Consider the following 19,769-nt stretch of genomic DNA (forward strand, 5'->3'; position numbering starts at 1 on the left):
ATCATGGACCAGTATCTGATCGGTATCGACGTCGGCACAGGATCGGCGCGGGCTGGTGTGTTTGACCGCAAGGGCAATCTGATCGCCACAGCCCGCCGCCAGATCGAGATGCACCGCGAACGCGGTATCATCGCCGAACAGTCCAGCGAGCAGGTCTGGCGCGCGGTCTGCGACTCTGTCCGGGAAAGCGTGACCCGTGCCGGGATCGACCCGGCGCAGGTCACGGGCATCGGTTTCGATGCCACCTGCTCTCTGGTCGTGCGGGGTGAGGGTGAGGCGACGCTGCCCGTCGGCGATCCCGCCCACCCTGAGCGTGACATTATCGTCTGGATGGACCATCGCGCCGTCGAACAGGCCGAGCGTATCAACGCCCAGGGCCATGAGGTGCTGAAATATGTCGGCACCCGCATCTCGCCCGAGATGGAGACGCCCAAGCTTTTGTGGCTGCGCGAGAACCGCCCCGAGGTATATGCCGCTGCGGCGCATTTCTTTGATCTTACCGATTTTCTGACCTGGAAAGCGACCGGCGCGCTTGAGCGCTCGGCCTGCACGGTGACCTGCAAATGGACCTATCTTGCCCACGAGGGTCGCTGGGACGCGGATTATTTCCGCCAGATCGGACTTGAGGATCTGGCGGAACAGGGATTTGCCCGTATCGGGGCGCGTGTCGTCGACCCGGGCACCCCGCTTGGTCACGGTCTGACCAAGGCCGCTGCAAGCGCCATGGGGCTGCGCCCGGGGACCGCGGTGGCGGCAGGGCTTATCGACGCCCATGCCGGAGGGGTCGGCACGGTTGCCGCCAGGGGGGATGCGACGACATGCCTTGGCTATGTCTTTGGTACCTCATCCTGCACCATGACGACGACGCGAGAGCCGGCCTTTGTGCCGGGGGTCTGGGGACCCTATTACTCGGCCATGGTGCCCGGCATGTGGCTGAACGAAGGTGGGCAATCTGCCGCCGGTGCCGCCATCGACCAGCTGGTGCAATTGCATCCGGCCACGGGTGAGGCGTCTGCGCTGGCCGAGGCGGCGGGCAAGTCCTTGCCGCAGTGGCTGGCGGACCGGGCGCTTGAACTTGCGGGCTCGGCCGCCGACGCGGTGCGCCTTGCCGATGAGCTGCATGTTGTGCCCGAGTTCCTGGGCAACCGTGCGCCCTTTGCTGACCCCCATGCCCGCGCCGTCATTATGGGGCAGGGGATGGAGACCGGCCCGGATTCGCTGGCCGCGCTTTACGTCGCCGGCATTTGCGGCCTTGGCTACGGATTGCGCCAGATCATCGAGACCCAGGCCGCCCATGGCGCGCCGGTCGAAACGATCAGCGTCAGCGGTGGTGCGGGTGCGCATCCATTGACGCGGCAGCTTCTGGCTGATGCGACCATGCTGCCGGTCGAGGTGACCGAATGCGCCGAGCCGGTGCTGCTTGGCTCGGCCATGCTTGGGGCGGTGGCGGCGGGTGTCTACCCCGATCTGCATACCGCAATGCCTGCCATGTCGCGTGTCGCCACGCGCTGCGTTCCTGACCCGGCCACCCGCGCGCGGCAAGAGGCGCGCTATGCCGCCTTTCTGGCGCTGCAATCCGTGGCGCGGCAGATCCGCTCGTCGATGGCGGCCCTGCCATCCAACTGAATATGTGAGGAAACATGCAATTCTCGGGCAAGACCGTCATCATCACCGGTGCGGGCAAGGGCATCGGCCGCGCCTGCGCCCAGCTCATGGCCCAGCGTGGGGCCAAGGTCGTGGCGTTAAGCCGGACCCAATCCGATCTCGACAGCCTGCGCGATGAATTCGGTGCGCATGGCATCCGCGTCGATCTGGCCGATCCGGCCGCTGCACGTGCCGCGATGGCCGAGGCCGGGACCGCCGACTATCTGATCAACAGCGCCGGTATCAACGTGCTGGAAAGCGTGCTCGACATGACCGAGGCCGGATATGAGGCGGTTTTGGGCATCAACCTGCGCGCGGCGCTGATCTGCTGTCAGGAATTCGCCCGCGCCCGGGTTGCTGCGGGTGGAGGTGGCGCAATCGTCAATATCACCTCGATCGCTGGTCATCGCGGTTTTCAGGACCACTTGTGTTATGCAGCCTCGAAGGCCGGGCTTGAGGGGGCGACCCGTGTGCTGGCCAAGGAACTGGGACCGCATGGCATCCGCGTGAATGCGGTTGCGCCGACCATCACCCTGACCGAACTGGCGGCTGAGGCCTGGTCGGACCCGGCGAAAAGCCAGCCGATGATGGTGCGTCACCCGCTGAACCGCTTTGCCGAGGCCGAAGAGGTCGCGCAGGCCATCGCGCTGCTGCTGTCCTCGGACAGCAGCATGGTGTCGGGCGCGGTGCTGTCCGTGGATGGCGGCTTTCTGGCGGTCTGAAAAATCGCGCGGCAAGGCGGGTTGGTACCGGCTTGCGCCATCAGCATTTTCCCGATTCCCGCGGGTGGCTGCCGAGTGATAAACGAGTGTCGGCGCATCCCAAGCGCATGCCAGGCAGGGCATGACGGGGATGCGCCTTTTTTGTTTTCGATGGCTGCTGGCGGGGGATTTTCTTCGCCCCGTAACGGCTTGGACAGTCAAGATATGCCCACGCCGGTTGCCATAGCGAAGCTGCGGTTTTGCTGAAAAGAGGCACATGCCAGGCAAACGGGCAGCGGCGCGGGGCGCGGCCCGGACGGGGTATGCCGCCCCCATCCCTTATCTACAAGTCGGTTGCATTCTGCGAGGGCCGCCGATTAGTGTCAGGAAACAGAACGAACAAGCAAGGGAACAGGGAGCCCGCATGGTGACTGCGCAGCCCGGCAACGACGCATTCGTCGTTTTTGACCACGTCCAAAAAAGCTATGATGGTCAAACACTTGTCGTAAAGGATCTGAACCTGACCATCGGCAAGGGCGAGTTCCTGACGATGCTCGGCCCCTCGGGTTCGGGCAAGACCACCTGTCTGATGATGCTGGCTGGCTTTGAGACGGCGACGCATGGCGAAATCCGGCTTGATGGCAAAAATATCAACGATGTGCCCCCGCATAAGCGTGGCATCGGCATGGTGTTTCAGAACTACGCGCTTTTCCCCCACATGACGGTGGGAGAGAATCTGTCCTTTCCGCTGGAAGTGCGCGGCATGACCAAGAGCGAGCGCGAATCGCGCATCGCCCGCGCCCTCGACATGGTTCAGATGGGCCAGTTCAAGAACCGTCGCCCGGCCCAGCTTTCAGGCGGGCAGCAGCAGCGTATCGCCCTGGCGCGGGCGCTGGTCTTTGACCCCAAGCTGGTGCTTATGGACGAACCGCTCGGTGCGCTCGACAAGCAGCTGCGCGAGCATATGCAGTTCGAGATCAAGGCACTGCATGACCGTCTGGGCATTACGGTGGTCTATGTCACCCATGATCAGGGCGAGGCGCTGACCATGTCGGACCGTATCGCGGTCTTTAACGACGGCCGTATCCAGCAGCTTGCCCCGCCCGCCGTGCTTTATGAGCAGCCCGAAAACAGCTTTGTCGCCGGTTTTATCGGCGAAAACAATGCGCTGCGCGGCAAGATTGAGCAGCTTCAGGACGATAAGGCGCTGGTGCGGCTGGGCAATGGCGACCTGATCGACGCCACCGCCGTCAACATCCGCGAGACCGGGCAAGAGACCACCGTTTCGATCCGCCCGGAACGGGTCGAATTCAAGCCCGAGCTGATGCCCGCCGGTGCCCATACGCTTGAGGCGCATGTCGTGGACGTGATCTATATGGGCGACATCCTGCGCGCGCGCCTCAAGGTGGCGGGGCAGGACGATTTCGTCATGAAATACCGCAATACCCTTGGCCAGGTGAAGCTGACACCCGGCCAGACGATCCGGATCGGCTGGCATCCCGAAGACGCCCGCGCCCTCGATCCGGTCTGAGTGTGCATCCAGCAAGGAACCACGGAGTTATGATGAAACGCACGTTGATACTGACTTCTGCGCTGATCGCCGTCGCTGCCTCTGCTCAGGCGCAGGACAAGCAGCTGAACCTGCTGTCCTGGGGTGGGGCTTATGGCAACAGCCATGTCCAGGCTTACGTGAAGCCCTTCGAGGCCAAGACCGGCATCAAGGTCGCGGTTTCGGACGCGGACAACCCTGCCACGCCCATCAAGGGCCAGGTCGAGGCTGGTAACGTCACCATCGACGTCGCCTCGGTCGAATATGCCGATGCCGTGCGCCTGTGCGACGAGGGCCTGCTGGAAGAGATCGATTCATCGATCCTGACCGCGGCGGGCGATGGCACTGCCGCTGCCGATGACTTTATCGAAGGCGCGATCACCGACTGTTTCGTCGGCACGGACGTCTATTCGATGATCCTGGCCTATGACGACAGCAAGTTCTCGGACGCGAAACCGGCAGGCCCTGCCGATTTCTTTGACACGGCCAAGTTCCCCGGCAAGCGCACCATGCGCAAGGGTGCCAAGTTCAACCTTGAGCTTGCGCTGATGGCCGATGGCGTCGCCCCCGATCAGGTCTATGAGGTGCTTGGCACCCCCGAAGGCGTGGACCGTGCCTTTGCCAAGCTGGAAACCATCAAGAACGACGTGATCTGGTGGGAAGCCGGCGCCCAGCCTCCGCAGCTTTTGGCGGATGGCGAGGTGACGATGGCCTTTGCTTTCAACGGCCGGATCTTTGACGCTGCACAGAAAGAGGGCAAACCCTTCAAGATCGTCTGGAACGGCCAGATCTATGAGATGGAGGGCTGGGTCGTGCCGAAAGGCGCCCCGAATATCGAGGCGGCCAAGGAATTCATCGCCTTCTCGACCGCGCCTGAACAGCAGGCCCGTGCGGCCGAGTTCATCAGCTACGGTCCGCCGCGCAAATCGGCCGCTGCGCTGGTCGGCAATATCGAAGGTACCGACGTTCCGATGGGGCCGAACCTGCCGACCTTTGCTGACAACATGACCGAGGCGCTGGCCTCGAATCTTGATTTCTGGGTCGATCACGACGCCGAACTGCAAGAGCGTTTCAACGCCTGGCTTGCGGCGAACTGACGCCCCTTTGATCGCCGGCCGCGGCGGGTTTCTCGCCGTGGTCATCCAAAAGCCCGAAACGGGCGCAAGAACGGCCACAAGAGCCGCAAAACCAACGGGAGTAGAACATGAGAACCAGATTGATCCTGACCACGGCCCTTTGTGGCCTGGGTCTTGCGGCTCAGGCTCAGAACCAGGAAGTCAACGTCGTGTCCTGGGGCGGAGCTTATGAAAAGTCGCAGGTCCAGGCCTATAACATGCCCTTTGCCGAAAAGACCGGCATCAAGGTAAACATGATGGCTGCCGACAACCCTGCGACGCCGCTCAAGGCCCAGGTCGAGGCCGGAAATGTCACCGGCGACGTCTTTGACATCGAGGTTTCGGACGCGATCCGCCTGTGCGACGAAGGCGCGCTGGTCGAGATTGACCCCGCCACGCTGCCGCCCGCGCCCGATGGCACCCCGGCCGAACAGGACTTTATCCCCGGCGCGTTGCGCGAATGTGCGGTGGCCAACATCTTTTGGGGCACGCCTATCGCCTTTGACACTACCAAGTTCAGCGGTGAAAAGCCCTCGACGGCAGCGGATTTCTTTGACACTGCGAAATTCCCCGGCAAACGCGGCCTGCCCAAGAACCCCAAGCGCACGCTTTATCTGGCGCTGATCGCTGACGGCGTCGCCCCCGACCAGATATATGAGGCGCTTGGCACGCCCGAGGGCGTGGATCGTGCCTTTGCCAAGCTCGACACCATCAAAAAAGACGTGGTCTGGTGGGAGGCAGGCGCCCAGCCGGTCCAGCTTTTGGCCGATGGCGAGGTGGTGATGACCACTGGCTATAACGGCCGCTTCTTTGACGCCATGGTGGGCGAGGGCAAGCCCTTCGAGATCATCTGGGACGGGCAATACATGGATATGGACATGTTCGCCATTCCCAAGGGCTCACCCAACCCCGAGGCGGCGCTGGAATATCTGAAATTCGCCACCTCGACCGAACAGCTCGCCAATCAGGCGAAATACATTGCCTATGGGCCGTCGCGCAAAAGCTCGGCGGCACTGGTCGGTCTGTATGAGGATGGCAAGACCGAGATGGGTCCGCATATGCCGACCAACGAAGAGCATATGAAGACCGCCGTCATGGATGACCCGGAGTTCTGGGCCGATCATGGTGCCGAACTGACCGAAAGGTTCAACAGCTGGCTTGCCGCCAACTGATCGCATCGCTTTCTGCGGCCCGGCTGGTCCGGGCCGCAGTCCAAGACCAAGGAACGCCTGACGAAGGATTGAGATGGCCAAAGCCCTTGACCCCCATGCCGCCATCGTGACCGAGGCCGCCGGCCCTGACGAAGGCGGCACCTTAAGGACCGCAGACGGTCGACCGCTGAAACAGGCGCTTGTGCGCAGTTCACGGCGCGCACGCCGGCGGGCCTTTCTGCTTGTTCTGCCGCTTTTGCTGTTCATTCTGATCACCTTTGTGGTGCCGATTGGGCAGATGCTGCAACGTTCGGTCAAGAATGACGGCTTTTCGGCCAATATGCCCAGTCTCAGCGCGTGGTTTCACGAAAACCCGCGCGGCACCGAGCCTGACGATGCGGCTTGGGCGGCGCTGGCCGAGGATCTGCAGGCGGCGGCCAAGGCGCGTACCATCGGCGTGGTCGGCACCCGTATCAACTATGATATGCCCGGCACGCGTTCGCTGTTCACCTCGGCAGGGCGCAAGGCCCGTTCGGGTGTCGAGCCGCCCTACAAAGAGGCCATCCTTGAGATGGACCAGAAATGGGGCGATCCGAAACTATGGTCAGTGATGCGCGAGGCATCCTCGCCCTATACCTCGAATTTCTATCTGGCGGCGGTAGACCGCACCCGTGACGAACAGGGCGATATCGTCTCGGCTCCGGCGCAACAGCAGATCTATGTCAAACTGTTCATGCGCACCTTTTGGCTGTCGCTGGTCATCACCTTCATGACCTTCCTGCTGGGCTTTCCGATCGCGCATCTGCTGGCCACCCTGCCGATGCGCAGATCAAACCTGCTGATGATCCTGGTGCTTTTGCCCTTCTGGACCTCGCTGCTGGTCCGGACGACCGCGTGGATGGTGCTGTTGCAGCAGCAAGGCGTGGTCAATGATGTCCTTGTCTGGCTGGGGGTGATCGGCAACAACCAGCGGCTACAGATGATCTTTAACCAGACGGGCACCATTATTGCGATGACGCATATCCTGCTGCCCTTCATGATCCTGCCGCTTTATTCGGTGATGCGGACCATCAACCCCTCTTACGTCCGCGCGGCCCGCAGCCTTGGTGCAACCAGCTGGACTGCATTCCGCCGGATCTATTTCCCGCAGACCCTGCCGGGGCTGGGGGCGGGGGCGTTGCTCGTCTTTATCCTTGCGGTCGGCTATTACATCACGCCGGCGCTGGTTGGCGGATCGTCGGGTCAGCTGATCTCGAACATGATCGCCATGCATATGACGCAGACGCTGAACTGGTCGATGGCTGCGGCCCTTGCCGCGCTGCTGCTGGCCGGAGTGCTGGTGCTTTACTGGGTCTATGACCGTCTTGTCGGCATCGACAATCTGAAGCTTGGGTGATCGCCATGGCTCTTCCTACCTATGCCTCTCCGCTGGAAAAAATCTGGCATTACGCATATCTGGTGATCTGCGCGGCGATCTTTTTCTTTCTGATCGCGCCGATCGTGGTGGTGATCCCACTATCGTTCAACGCCGAACCCTATTTCACCTTTACTGACAAGATGTTGTCCTTTGACCCCGACGGCTATTCGCTGCGCTGGTATGACAGCCTCTTGACCTTTGGCATGGCGCGACCCGATGCGCCGCGCGACCTCAGCTGGTGGGCGGATGCCTGGCACAATGCCAAATGGGTGAATGCGGCGAAAAGCTCGATCATCATCGGCGTATTCTCGACACTGATCGCCACTGTCCTGGGGACGCTGGCCGCGCTGGGTCTGTCACGGCCCGAGATGCCCTGGCGGCGTGCGATCATGGCGATCCTGATCTCGCCCATGATCGTGCCGATCATCATTACCGCGACGGGGATGTTCTTCTTTTACTCGAACCCCTGCGAACCTCTGAGCTGGCTTGGACTGAACCCGGAATGCGGACGGCTGGCCGGGACATATCTGGGCGTGATCCTGGCCCATGCGACGCTGGGGATTCCCTTTGTCATCATTACCGTGACCGCGACGCTGATCGGTTTTGACCAGTCGCTGAACCGTGCGGCGGCAAGTCTTGGCGCCAACCCGCGTACGACGTTCTTTCGCATCACCATGCCGCTTATCCTGCCGGGCGTGATCTCGGGGGCACTATTTGCCTTTGTCACCTCGTTTGACGAGGTTGTGGCGGTCCTGTTCATCGCTGGTCCGGATCAGCAGACCATCCCGCGCCAGATGTGGAACGGTATTCGCGAACAGATTTCGCCTGCGATCCTTGCGGTAGCAACGCTGCTGGTGATTTTTTCGATTGCGCTATTGACCACGGTCGAGCTGTTGCGACGCCGGTCCGAGCGGCTGCGCGGCCTGACCCCGCGGTAAAGATAAGCGCCGCCCCAAGGGGCGGCGTTTTCATATCAGGGCAGGGCGCCCAGCCAGAACCACACAGTCAGGATCGACAACCCCGTCGCTACCAGCACCGCCGAGGCTGACACGCGTTTCGCCACCCCGTAAAGCGCAGCAAAAAGATAGGCGTTGACCCCGGGCGGCATTGCTGCGGTAACGACGGCCGAACGCATCTCGGCGATGCTGAGGGCAAAGAGCTTGCCCAGCCCGAAAGTCACTGCCGGGTGCAACAGGAGTGAGCCAAAGCAGCACAGCGCAATCGCCCGCATCTCGCCTTCGGGGCGGTAGCGGTAAAGAATACCCCCCAGTCCAAAGAGGGCGGCGGGCAGGGCGGCGCTGGACATCATCGTGACCGCGGCCCAGAAACCGTCGGGCATGACCAGTCCGGCAAGGCCCATCAGGTTCATGGCAAAGCCGCACAGAATGCCGATCACCAAAGGCGTGTGCAAAACCCCCGACAGTGCGCGTAGCGCCACCCGGCCCAGAGGCAGGTTCTGGCCCTGTGCGCGGGCGAACTCCATCGCCGTGATGCCAAACGTGTAAAGCAGCGGCGAATGGATCGAGATGATGGTAAAGTTGCCCACCAGCGCCTCGGCCCCATAGGCGCGCTCGGTGATCGGCACGCCAAGCAGCAGCGAGTTTGAAAACAGGCAGACAAAGCCGATGGCGATGGCGTCCTCGATCGGGCGCTTCAGCCAATAGCGCGCCAGTGCAACGCCCAGCAGAAAGGACAGGATCGCGCCACAGTAAAAAGCCAAAAGCAGCAGCGGGTTGTAATTCGCCCCCAGATCCAGCCTGGCGATGGCTGAAAACAGCAGCACCGGCAGGGCAAAGTTCTGGGCAAAGCGCATCACGCCATCGACCGCCACCTCGGTCAGCCATTTGCGCCAGCAGACCAGATAGCCAAAGCCGACGACCAGAAAGACCGGCAGGATGACGTCGAAAAGCGCGGTCATGTCAGTTCGATCTGCATCCCATCATATGCCGGGACCACGTTATCAGGGGTCTCGGCCATCACGGCGTCATAATCCAGGTCGATGTGCATATTGGTCACCACACCTTGCACACAGCCCGAACGGGCCAGCCATTCCAGCGTCAGCGCCAGATGGGCATGGCTTGGATGCGGCGTGCGGCGCAGCGCATCGCAGATAAAGACCTCGCACCCCTTGATGACCGACCAGGCCTCTTCGGGGATCGACAGCACATCGGGCAGATAGATAAGGCTTTGTCCGTTGCCGCCGATACGAAAGCCAAGCGCGTCGATATCACCGTGATTGACCGTAAAAGGCGTGACCTCAATCGGGCCGCCAGCGCCTTGGACGGCAAAGGGGCCGCGGATCGGGTAAAGGTCGCAGATCGGCGGATAAGAGGATCCCAAAGGCGTCTCGAACGCATAACCAAACCGGGTTTTCAAAGCCTCGGTCGTCTGTGCATCCGCCCAGACCGGCAAGCGACTGCCGATGTTGAATACGATCTGACGCAGGTCGTCGATCCCATGGGTATGATCGGCATGGGCGTGGGTATAGGCGACGGCGTCAAGCTCGGCCACGCCGGCATCAAGCAGTTGCGGCACCAGATCGGGGCCCGTGTCGATCAACAGCCGGGTGGCGCCTTCCTGGCCAACACGCTCGACCAGCAGCGAGCAGCGGCGCCGCCGGTTGCGCGGATTATCCGGGTTGCACTCGCCCCAGCGATTGCCCAGCCGCGGCACCCCGCCCGAGGAACCGCAGCCAAGGATCGTGGCCCGGATCATGCCACGGCCTTGCTGAACAGCCGCTCGAAGTTCTGTGAGGTAAGGCGTGCGAACTCTGCCTCGGTCATTCCCAGAAGGTCGGCCCCGACCTTTGCGGTGTGGACGACATAGGCCGGCTCATTGCGCTTGCCGCGATAGGGTGGGGGGGCGAGGTAAGGCGCGTCAGTCTCAACCAGGATACGGTCCTGAGGCGCGGCGGCGAAAATCTCGCGGATCCCGGTCGAGCGCGGAAAAGCCGCGATCCCTGACATGGACAGGTAAAAGCCGATCTCCAGCGCCGCACGGGCCAGTTCCGGCCCGCTGGTATAGCAATGCATGACGCCGGTAAACGCGCCGGTACGGTACTCTTCGGTCAGGATGCGTGCCATATCTTCATCGGCATCACGCGAGTGGATGATCAGTGGCAGGCCGGTGCGGCGTGCAGCCTCGATGTGGATGCGCAGGCTTTCAGCCTGAACGGCGGCGCTGTCGGCGGTATAGTGATAATCCAGTCCAGTCTCGCCAATGCCGACGAATTTCGGATGTGCGGAAAGCGCCACCAGTTCATCAACCGTGACCAGCGGCTCTTCGGCGGCATACATCGGGTGGATGCCGGCTGCGTAAAATACGCCGGGATAGGCCTCGGCGATGGCGCGCACGGCCGGCTCTTTGTACATCCGGGTGCAGATCGTGACCATGCGGATCACGCCAGCGGCCTGGGCGCGTGCAATCAGATCGGCCTGTTCGCCGTCAAAGTCGGGGAAATCCAGGTGGCAATGGCTGTCCACCAGGAGGGGAAGGTCAGGTTCGGACATGGCAGATTCCGTCAGACGGCGGGCTGGTTGGCAAGCCCGATCAGCATATCCAACACCAGCGCGGAAGGGTCAAGGTTGACCGACCTGCCGGCCCGGGCGCGGGCAGAGAGTTCGGCCTGCGCGCCCGCCCAAAGCCGGGCCGCCACAGGATCGGGCGAGATGCGGCGCAGGACCTCGGTCTCACCCTTGGCTGCCTCGGGCAGAGGTGCGCCCAGCAGGCCAGCTCGTGCCGCCCGGGTCAGGAAACGGTCAAGCAGGGTGACCACCAGATCAAAGGGATCGCCCTCGGCCCCCGCGCGGCCTGCTGCCAGTTCGGCAAGCGCTGCGGCAGCGCGGCGGTCCATGCGCGGGTAATCAGCAAAAAGCCCGACGATGCGCTGATAGACCTCTAGCCCATCCTGACCTGCCAGCCGCAGCGCCTCGCCAATCGAACCGCCTGACAGGGCCGACAGCTGTGCCGCGTCGTGGTCAAGGCCCAGATCCTGCAAAACCTGCCCCATATCCTCGGGGCTGAGCGGATGCAGCCGCAGTTCGCGGCAACGTGAGCGGATGGTCGGCAAAAGCCGCGCCGGCTGATGCGCGATAAGCAGCAGGGTCGAATCCTGCGGCGGCTCTTCCAGCAGCTTTAACAGCGCATTGGCTGCGGCCTGATTCATCTCATCCGCCGCATCGATGATGGCGACGCGATGGCCGCCCTCGGCCGCGCTCAGGTGGAAAAAGCTCTGCAAACGGCGGATCTCATCCACGGTGATTTCTGCCCGCAGGCGCTGGGTTTTCTCATCAACCGGGCGGCGGACAAGAAGCAGGCGCGGCTCGGACAGGGCGCGGATGCGCCGGATAATCGGGTCCTCGGGGTGGGTGGACAGGTCCGGGGTGTCAGCGCCGCTCAGCAACCATTTGGCGACATTCCAGGCAAGGGTGGCTTTGCCCGTTCCCCTGGGGCCTGAGATCAGCCAGGCATGATGCAGCCGTTGGGCCCGGGCAGCGGCGATGAAGTCGGCAATCGCAGCATCCTGCCCAATGACGCGGGTGGCCTCACGCGGGTGGGGTGCGCCGGGTACGCGATCCGGTTCGGGAAGCGCTTCGTCGCTGGCGGCGGGTCTGCTCATGTCAGTGCCGCAAGAACGCGGGTGGCAACCTCATCCTCGCTGCCGCTGCCATCTATGACGCGGATACGTTCGGGCGCCTCGGCGGCAAGGGTCAGGAAACCCTCTCGCAGCTTTTTCTGAAAGGTCAGGCCAAAGGTTTCAAACCGGTCCTCGGGGCCGCCGCGCGCTTGCCCACGTGTCAAGGAAACCTCGGGGTCGATGTCGATGATAAAAGTCAGGTCCGGCTCGATGCCGATGGTCAGCCGGTGCAGCTCTTCGACAAGTTGGCGCAGATCGGCCCGCACGAGTCCCTGATAGACACGGGTGGAATCGGCAAAGCGGTCGGTAATAACCCAAGCGCCGCGGGCGCGCGCCGGGCGGATCAGCCGTTCCACATGGTCTCGGCGTGCGGCGGTAAAGAGCAAAAGCTCGGTTTCAGGGGACCAGCGTTCGCCGCGGCCCTCGACCAGCAGACGGCGGATTTCCTCGGCGCCCTCACTGCCGCCGGGTTCGCGGGTCAACACCACCTCGGTGGCGCGCGCCGCCAAAGTCTGGGCAAGCCGCCGCGCCTGCGTCGATTTCCCTGATCCGTCTATGCCCTCGAAACTGATGAACATGCTTGGGGAGCGGCCTCAGTTCCGCACGGCTTTATAAGCTTTTTCGCCCAGACGCATGGCGGCGCCCTGCATCCGACCCAGGACCCCGGTGCGGGCGACATCGCTTGCGGCCAAAAGCGGCAAACGCGACTGCCCGGCGCCGGGGATGGTCACGACCAGTTCACCCAAGCGGTCACCCTGGGTGATCGGTGCCTCGATGGGGCCACGAAACACTGCCTCGGCGGTGACGCCGGATTGCGAGCCGGCCGGGATCAGCACCTTGACGCCATCGGCGGTGGTCAGGCCAACCCTGCTTTTGCTGCCAAGCCAGACCGGAGCTTGGGCAACAATCTCACCCTTGGGGACGATGGTTTTCATGGTGAACTGGCGATAGGCCCAGTTGACGATACGCTCGGCCTCTTCGGCGCGGGCCTTTTCGCTGGGAAGGCCCGTGATCACAAAAATCACGCGGCGGTCACCCTGAACCGCCGAGCCGACAAGGCCATAGCCCGCCTCTTGGGTATGGCCGGTTTTCAGCCCGTCCGCGCCGATGCCTAGCTTGAGCAGCGGGTTGCGGTTAAAGCGGTTTGCCGGGGCGCGATTGTCAAAGCGGAATTCCTCGATGGCAAAATTCCTGTAAAGCTCGGGGAAGTCGCTGATCAGGTGCTGTGCCAGAATACCCAGATCATGTGCGGACATGCGGTGACGGGGATCGGGCCAGCCCGAGGCATTGGCAAAGGTCGATTGGGTCAGCCCCAACTGCCGGCCGCGTTCGGTCATCTGACGGGCAAAAGCTTCTTCGGTGCCGGCAAGCCCCTCGGCCACCACAACGCAGGCATCATTGCCGGAAAGCACGATGATGCCCTTGATCAGCTCTTCGACCGTGGGGCGGTCCTGTTCGTTCAGGAACATGGTCGAACCCTGCATCTGCCGGGCCTTGGTCGAGACGGGCAGGCGGGTATCAAGCTGTACCCGACCCTCATGCAGGGCCTCGAACAGCATATAGATGGTCATCAGCTTGGACATCGAGGCCGGGGGCAGGGCCTCATCGGCATTCTTTTCCATCAACACGGTGCCGGTCGCCACATCATAGACCCAGGCCGCGCGGGCATTGGTGTCGAAAGCCCGCGCCGGCAGAGCTAGCATCATGACCAGAGCGAGGATGTGAAGTGTCAGAGCGCGCATGGATTGTCCTTGACCTGTCGCCTTTGGGCCATGGTTACCCCAGCCGGTCGAAACCCGCAACGCCACCCGGCCATTCGTGCCGCGCAATTGAACAGGAAACAGAGCCCTTTGGCCCTGAGCCTAGTAGCTGCGGATCAACCCGACGAGGCGGCCCTGGATGCGTACCTTGTCTTCGGGCAGGACGCGGGTTTCATAAGCAGAGTTCGCGGCCTCAAGCGCGATCATGCCGCCCTTGCGGCGGAAACGCTTCAGCGTCACTTCCTGGCTTTCGATCAGCGCCACCACGATATCGCCATTATCGGCAATGTCCTGTTCACGGATCACCACCACATCGCCATCGTTAATCCCGGCCTCGATCATCGAGTCGCCGCGCACTTCAAGCGCATAGTGACGATCCTGACCTGCGAGCATTGAGCCCGGCACGGCGATGTGATGTGAGATTTCCGAGATCGCCTCGATCGGAACACCGGCGGCGATGCGGCCCATCACCGGCAGCTCAACAGCCGAGGCCGCAACATCCATCGCGCCGCGCGGCAGGGGGCCGGGCCGACCGGGGGCCGATCCGTCGATCACACGGGGTTGAAAACCCGTGCCTTTGCTAAGGCTGTCAGGCAGGCGGACGATTTCCAGTGCCCGCGCGCGATGGGGCAGGCGGCGGATGAAACCACGCTCTTCCAGCGCGGTCACAAGCCTGTGGATCCCCGATTTGGAGCGCAGGTCCAGCGCCAGCTTCATCTCGTCAAAAGAGGGTGGAACCCCGTCGCGGGCCATGCGCGCCTGAATGAACTCAAGAAGCTGGATCTGTTTCTTTGTCAGCATGCCTTGCCCCCGATCTGCTGCGGCGCCACCATGTTCATTGAATGTTCTAGCGCAGGTCCTGTGTTGCGTCAATCTTTATGGCGATTCGGGTAAATGGCCGGTTAACGCTGCTGGAGCGGCAGGTAATTTACCCGCTCTCCGGCCTTGCGTGCGGGATCATCTGCGGGGCGGATCAGCAGCGCATCAGCCTGGGCGAGTACCCACAGCCGCGCGGAATCCTGGTCGGCAAAGGGTTCGATCACGGGTATACCGTCGCCCGCCGACAGCCGCGCCCGCAGGTAGTGTTGACGATTTCCTTCGGGGGGCAGATCGCGCCCCAGCACCGCCTGCAGCGGCTCGGGGCCCGGTGGCAGGCCCTGCATGGCGCGGATCAGCGGCTGCATGAAGAGTTTTGCGCAAACCACGGCAGAGATGGGGTTTCCGGGCAGACCCAGCATGGCCGCATTGGCGATCCGCCCGGCCATCAGCGGTTTGCCGGGCCGCATGGCAAGCTTATAAAAAGCGCGTTCCATGCCAAGATCGGCTGCGACCTTGGCGATCAGGTCGTGATCGCCGACCGAGGCTCCGCCAATGGTGACGATCAGGTCGCAGCCCTCGGCCTCGGCAAAGCGATCGCGCAGGCTTTCCTCGGTGTCGCGGGCAAGAGGCAGGACGATTGGCTCGGCCCCCGCCTCGCGCGCCAATGCAGCGATGGCGATGTCGTTCGAACTGATGATCTGGCCAGGCGCGGGGTCAGAACCGGGGCGCACAAGCTCATCCCCACCTGCCAATACGGCGATGCGGGGGCGGCGTGCGACCGTCAGACGAGGCACGTTCATTGCAGCGAGCAACGCCAGATCTGCCGGGCGCAGCGGGCGGGCGGGCTGGAACTCGTGACCTTCGGCAAAGTCGTTTCCGCGTGCGCGGATATTCAGGTTCTGGCCGGCATCCGCGACGGTGATCTGGTCCTCATCACGGGTAACGATTTCCTGCATGACAACACGGTCATAACCCGCCGGGACCGGGGCGCCGGTAAAGATGCGAATGGCGGTCCCAGGCGCGGGTTCACCCTGCCAAGGCTGACCAGCGGCGGCGGTTCCGATCACGGATAGCGGGCCGGGAAGGTCGGCCGAACGCAGCGCATATCCATCCATGGCTGCGGCATCAAAAGGGGGCTGCGTCAGCCGCGCAACGGCGGGCGCGATCATGGCGCGGCCAAGCGCATGTTCCAGCGCAATCTGCTCAGGTTCGGGCGGGCGGGCAAGGGCCAGAACGCGGGCGCGGGCTTCTTCGACGCTGATCATGGTTTCCCCCTTTCAGGGCGCGCGAAAATCGCCGGACTTGCCACCTGTTTTCGAGAGCAGGCGGATGCTTTCGATACGCATGTCCTTTTGCGCGGCCTTGAGCATGTCATAAACCGTCAGACAGGCGGTCGAGACAGCGGTCAGCGCCTCCATCTCGACGCCGGTCTTGCCGGTGGTGCGGACGGTGGCGGTGACCCGGATGCCGGGCAGCGCGGGTTCGGCCACAAGATCGACCGAGACCTTGGTAATCGGCAGCGGATGGCAAAGCGGGATCAGATCCGAGGTGCGCTTGGCCCCCATGATCCCGGCAAGCCGCGCAACGCCCATCACATCGCCCTTGGCCGCGCCACCCTGAGCCAGCGCCAGCGTTCCGGCTGACATCAGCACCACCCCCTCGGCCACCGCCTCGCGCGTTGTTTCGGGCTTTTGCGAGACATCGACCATATGGGCCTGTCCCTGAGCGTCGAAATGGGTCAGGCTCATGCCGCGAGGCCCAGGATGTTGCGGGTGGCGCCGGTGACGTCCTCTTGCCGCATCAGGCTTTCGCCGATGAGGAAACGGCGCACCCCGGCCTCGGCCATACGGTCAAGGTCGGCGGGCGTGAACAGCCCGCTTTCGCACACTAAATCACGGTCGGCGGGCACATGCGGCGCCAGATCCAGCGTCGTGTTCAGGCTGACCTCAAAGGTCTTGAGATTGCGGTTGTTCACCCCGATCAGCGGGGATTTCAGCCTTAGCGCGCGGTCGAGTTCGGCGCGGTCATGCACCTCGATCAGCGCGTCCATACCCCAGTGAAAGGCCGCGTCCTGCAATTCAGCGGCCAGCGCATCATCGACCGAGGCCATGATGATCAGGATACAATCCGCCCCCCAGGCGCGGGCTTCGGCCACCTGATAGGTATCGTACAGGAAATCCTTGCGCAGCACAGGCAGATCACAGGCCGCGCGCGCGGCGGTCAGAAACTCCGGCGCGCCCTGAAAGCTGGGGGCGTCGGTCAGAACCGAAAGGCAGGCCGCGCCACCTTGCTGATAGGCGCGGGCCAGGGCTGGCGGGTCGAAATCGGGTCGGATCAGACCCTTTGAGGGGCTGGCCTTCTTGATCTCGGCGATCAGCGCATGGCCGGTCTCGGCCTTTTCACTCAGCGCACGGGCAAACCCCCGGGGGGTGCCGGCGGCGCGGGCGGCGGCCTCAATCCCTGCCAGCGGCCGGGCGGCCTTGGCGGCTGCGATTTCTTCAAGCTTATAGGACTTGATGCGGTCAAGAATATCCATGGTTCAGCTTTACCCCGCAGCGGCGGTTTCGGAAAGGGCCCAGTCGATGCCGGGCTGGCCTTGGGCTTGCAGCCAGTCGTTCACCTGGCTGAAGGGGCGCGAGCCGAAAAAGCCCCGCCGCGCCGACAGGGGCGAGGGATGGGCGCTTTCGATCACCAGATCCTGTGGGCGCGGCAGCCCGGCCAGTGCCTTTTGTGCATGTCCGCCCCAAAGGATAAAGGCCAAGGGACGGACCTGTTGCGCGCGGGCGACGGCCTGACGCGCCAGCCTGTCCCAGCCCCATTTTGCATGTGCCCCGGCCTGACCGGGCGGCACGGAAAGCGAGGTGTTGAGCAGCAGCACCCCGGCTCTTGCCCAATGGCTCAGATCGCCGTTTGCAGGTGCTGCGCCGATATCCTCGCGCATCTCGGCATAGATGTTTTTCAGTGAGCGTGGCAGCGCGGTTTCCGGCGTTACCGAAAAGGCCAGCCCGTTCGCATGGCCGGGCGTGGGGTAGGGGTCTTGCCCCAGGATGACCACCCGCACATTTTCAGGCGGCGTCAGCTCAAGCGCCGCAAAGACCCGCGCGGGACCCGGCAGCCAGTCATGGCCGCGCAGCCGGGCGGCGATACCCGGCCAGTCCTGTCGAAAGAATGGCAGATCGGCCCATGCGCGGGGGGAGGCGATATCCTCAGTCATGCGGTTCGGGCGGGGCGCCGACCTCGGCTGCCAGCGCGGCAAGCTTGGCCTTGGCCTTGCCGCTGTCGATCGAGTCGCGGGCGATCTCGACCCCTTCCCGCAGATCGGCGGCCTTGCCCGCGATCAGCAGCGCAGCCGAGGCGTTCAGCAATACCGCATCGCGGTAGGCCCCCGCAGCGCCATCAAGCAGCGCCCTCAGTGCGGCGGCATTCTCGGCAGGCTCTCCGCCTAGAATCGCCTCAAAGGGGTGGATCGGCAGGCCTGCGTCCTCGGGCGTGATCTCGAATTCGGTGATCTCGCCGTCCTTGAGCTGCGCAACCCAGGTCGGCGCAGCAATCGAGATTTCATCCGTGCCGTCGCCGCCATGCACCAGCCATGCGCATTCCGAGCCAAGCGTGCGCAGCGTCTCAGCCATCGGACGGTTCCAGACCTTATCGAACGTCCCGGTAAGCTGACGTTTGACAAGGCCGGGGTTCGTCATCGGCCCCAGCAGGTTAAAGATCGTCCGCGTCCCCAGTTCGGCCCGTGCGGGACCAACATGGCGCATGGCCGGGTGATGCACCGGGGCCATCATGAAGCAGATCCCCGTTGTCGCCAAAGCATGCTCGGCAATCTCGGGGGTGGACATCACATTCAGTCCCAGATGGGTCAGCGCGTCCGCCGAGCCGGATTTTGAGGACAGGTTGCGATTACCGTGCTTGGCAACCGGTACGCCTGCGCCTGCGACGACAAAGGCCGTGGCGGTCGAGATGTTCAGCGTGCCCTTACCGTCGCCGCCGGTCCCGACGATGTCGACAGCCCCTTCGGGGGCGTCGATGCGGTTCATGCGGGCGCGCATGGCGCGGGTCGCGGCGGCCATTTCCTCGACCGTTTCGCCGCGCACGCGCATCGCCATCAGCAGCCCGCCGATCTGGGCGGGGGTGGCGGCACCTTCGAACAGCGCGGAAAAGGCGGCCTCGGCCTCGGCCCCGGTCAGCGGGCGGGTGGCGGCAAGGCCGATCAGCGGGCGGATGTCGGTGCGTGCGGCCTTCATGCGGCGGCGTCCACATTCTGGCAGCGGCGCAGGAAATTGCGGATCATGTCGTGACCGTATTCCGAGGCGATGCTTTCGGGGTGGAACTGCACGCCCTCGACCGGCAGGGTCTTGTGCATCAGTCCCATGATGGTGCCATCCGCTGCGGTGGCGGTGACGCTCAGGCAGTCGGGCAGGCTTTCCGGTTCGACCGCGAGCGAGTGATAGCGCGTCGCGGTCAGTGGCGAAGGCAGCCCGGCAAAGACGCCGATGCCCTGATGCGTGATGGCGTCGGTTTTGCCATGAACGATGCGGCAGGCGCGCACGACTTTGCCGCCGAATGCCTCACCGATGGCCTGATGACCAAGGCAGACACCCAAAAGCGGTACGCCCTTTTCCGCTGCTGCCTGGATCAGCGGTACGATGATCCCTGCTTGCGACGGGGTGCAGGGCCCGGGCGAGATCACGATTCCCTGTGCCCCCATGGTCAGCGCCTCGTCCACGCTCAGCACGTCGTTGCGGCGGACGACGACCTCGGCCCCGGCCTCGCCCATGTAATGGACAAGGTTCCAGGTAAAGCTGTCGTAATTGTCGATGAGCAGGATCATGGCGGGCGCCTTGCATTGGGGGGTGAACCCCGGAAAATCTGCGGCTATAGATGGTCCAAAGCCTTGCGGCCGGTCAAGACCGCGGGGCAAGAAAAACCTTGCCGGGCATATGCAGCTTGGCATTAAGGCGGCGTAGGGCAAGG

Annotated in this window: 20 protein-coding genes; 7 read left to right on the forward strand and 13 right to left on the reverse strand. The window is 63.4% G+C overall.

Annotation, left to right across the window (positions count from 1 at the left end; genetic code table 11):
• Positions 1-3: 3 nt before the first annotated feature.
• The 7 genes from F8A10_RS03020 (at position 4) to F8A10_RS03050 (ending at position 8,515) form a co-directional block, all read left to right on the forward strand.
• Complete coding sequence (locus tag F8A10_RS03020) at positions 4-1,626, forward strand: FGGY-family carbohydrate kinase (protein WP_152366650.1); 1,623 nt, start codon at positions 4-6, stop codon at positions 1,624-1,626.
• Between the two features lie 14 nt (positions 1,627-1,640).
• The gene (locus F8A10_RS03025; protein WP_152366651.1) at positions 1,641-2,366 is read left to right on the forward strand and encodes an SDR family oxidoreductase; all 726 of its coding nucleotides are present in this window, start codon (positions 1,641-1,643) and stop codon (positions 2,364-2,366) included.
• A gap of 403 nt (positions 2,367-2,769) precedes the next feature.
• Complete coding sequence (locus tag F8A10_RS03030; RefSeq protein WP_040601657.1) at positions 2,770-3,876, forward strand: ABC transporter ATP-binding protein; 1,107 nt, start codon at positions 2,770-2,772, stop codon at positions 3,874-3,876.
• Between the two features lie 32 nt (positions 3,877-3,908).
• Positions 3,909-4,991: an ABC transporter substrate-binding protein gene (locus F8A10_RS03035; protein ID WP_029371378.1), complete on the forward strand. Its 1,083-nt coding sequence runs from the start codon at positions 3,909-3,911 to the stop codon at positions 4,989-4,991.
• Positions 4,992-5,098: 107 nt separating this feature from the next.
• Positions 5,099-6,181, forward strand: coding sequence for an ABC transporter substrate-binding protein (locus F8A10_RS03040; protein WP_029371376.1), 1,083 nt, complete (start codon positions 5,099-5,101; stop codon positions 6,179-6,181).
• Between the two features lie 73 nt (positions 6,182-6,254).
• Positions 6,255-7,556: an ABC transporter permease gene (locus F8A10_RS03045; RefSeq protein WP_152366652.1), complete on the forward strand. Its 1,302-nt coding sequence runs from the start codon at positions 6,255-6,257 to the stop codon at positions 7,554-7,556.
• Positions 7,557-7,561: 5 nt separating this feature from the next.
• The gene (locus F8A10_RS03050) at positions 7,562-8,515 is read left to right on the forward strand and encodes an ABC transporter permease (protein WP_029371373.1); all 954 of its coding nucleotides are present in this window, start codon (positions 7,562-7,564) and stop codon (positions 8,513-8,515) included.
• Positions 8,516-8,550: 35 nt separating this feature from the next.
• Here F8A10_RS03050 and F8A10_RS03055 read toward each other — a convergent pair whose 3' ends face one another.
• The 13 genes from F8A10_RS03055 to F8A10_RS03115 form a co-directional block, all read right to left on the reverse strand.
• Complete coding sequence (locus F8A10_RS03055) at positions 8,551-9,495, reverse strand: AEC family transporter (RefSeq protein ID WP_152366653.1); 945 nt, start codon at positions 9,493-9,495, stop codon at positions 8,551-8,553.
• Entirely contained in the window at positions 9,492-10,292 is an 801-nt protein-coding gene (locus F8A10_RS03060; protein ID WP_152366654.1) for an MBL fold metallo-hydrolase, read from the reverse strand. The genes F8A10_RS03055 and F8A10_RS03060 overlap by 4 nt, the downstream gene beginning before the upstream one ends.
• Positions 10,289-11,086, reverse strand: coding sequence for a TatD family hydrolase (locus F8A10_RS03065; RefSeq protein ID WP_010392721.1), 798 nt, complete (start codon positions 11,084-11,086; stop codon positions 10,289-10,291). The genes F8A10_RS03060 and F8A10_RS03065 overlap by 4 nt, the downstream gene beginning before the upstream one ends.
• A gap of 11 nt (positions 11,087-11,097) precedes the next feature.
• Entirely contained in the window at positions 11,098-12,195 is a 1,098-nt protein-coding gene (locus F8A10_RS03070; RefSeq protein WP_152366655.1) for a DNA polymerase III subunit delta', read from the reverse strand.
• On the reverse strand, positions 12,192-12,791 hold the full coding sequence (gene tmk, locus F8A10_RS03075) for a dTMP kinase (RefSeq protein WP_010392716.1): 600 nt from the start codon (positions 12,789-12,791) through the stop codon (positions 12,192-12,194). Before tmk ends, F8A10_RS03070 begins: the two co-directional genes overlap by 4 nt.
• A 15-nt stretch (positions 12,792-12,806) precedes the next feature.
• Entirely contained in the window at positions 12,807-13,955 is a 1,149-nt protein-coding gene (locus F8A10_RS03080) for a D-alanyl-D-alanine carboxypeptidase family protein (RefSeq protein WP_010392714.1), read from the reverse strand.
• A 120-nt stretch (positions 13,956-14,075) separates the two neighbouring features.
• Complete coding sequence (gene lexA / locus F8A10_RS03085) at positions 14,076-14,774, reverse strand: transcriptional repressor LexA (RefSeq protein ID WP_010392711.1); 699 nt, start codon at positions 14,772-14,774, stop codon at positions 14,076-14,078.
• A 101-nt stretch (positions 14,775-14,875) separates the two neighbouring features.
• Positions 14,876-16,057 (reverse strand): molybdopterin molybdotransferase MoeA, encoded by a 1,182-nt coding sequence (locus F8A10_RS03090; RefSeq protein ID WP_152366656.1) that lies wholly within the window; start codon positions 16,055-16,057, stop codon positions 14,876-14,878.
• A 12-nt stretch (positions 16,058-16,069) separates the two neighbouring features.
• Complete coding sequence (moaC, locus tag F8A10_RS03095) at positions 16,070-16,540, reverse strand: cyclic pyranopterin monophosphate synthase MoaC (RefSeq protein WP_010392706.1); 471 nt, start codon at positions 16,538-16,540, stop codon at positions 16,070-16,072.
• On the reverse strand, positions 16,537-17,328 hold the full coding sequence (gene trpC, locus F8A10_RS03100) for an indole-3-glycerol phosphate synthase TrpC (RefSeq protein WP_152366657.1): 792 nt from the start codon (positions 17,326-17,328) through the stop codon (positions 16,537-16,539). The genes moaC and trpC overlap by 4 nt, the downstream gene beginning before the upstream one ends.
• 9 nt (positions 17,329-17,337) lie before the next feature.
• Positions 17,338-18,006: a uracil-DNA glycosylase gene (locus F8A10_RS03105; protein ID WP_152366658.1), complete on the reverse strand. Its 669-nt coding sequence runs from the start codon at positions 18,004-18,006 to the stop codon at positions 17,338-17,340.
• The gene (gene trpD / locus F8A10_RS03110; RefSeq protein ID WP_010392702.1) at positions 17,999-19,039 is read right to left on the reverse strand and encodes an anthranilate phosphoribosyltransferase; all 1,041 of its coding nucleotides are present in this window, start codon (positions 19,037-19,039) and stop codon (positions 17,999-18,001) included. The genes F8A10_RS03105 and trpD overlap by 8 nt, the downstream gene beginning before the upstream one ends.
• The gene (locus F8A10_RS03115; RefSeq protein ID WP_152366659.1) at positions 19,036-19,626 is read right to left on the reverse strand and encodes an anthranilate synthase component II; all 591 of its coding nucleotides are present in this window, start codon (positions 19,624-19,626) and stop codon (positions 19,036-19,038) included. The genes trpD and F8A10_RS03115 overlap by 4 nt, the downstream gene beginning before the upstream one ends.
• Positions 19,627-19,769: the final 143 nt, after the last annotated feature.

The organism is Paracoccus kondratievae (assembly GCF_009301415.1).
GTDB lineage: Bacteria > Pseudomonadota > Alphaproteobacteria > Rhodobacterales > Rhodobacteraceae > Paracoccus > Paracoccus kondratievae.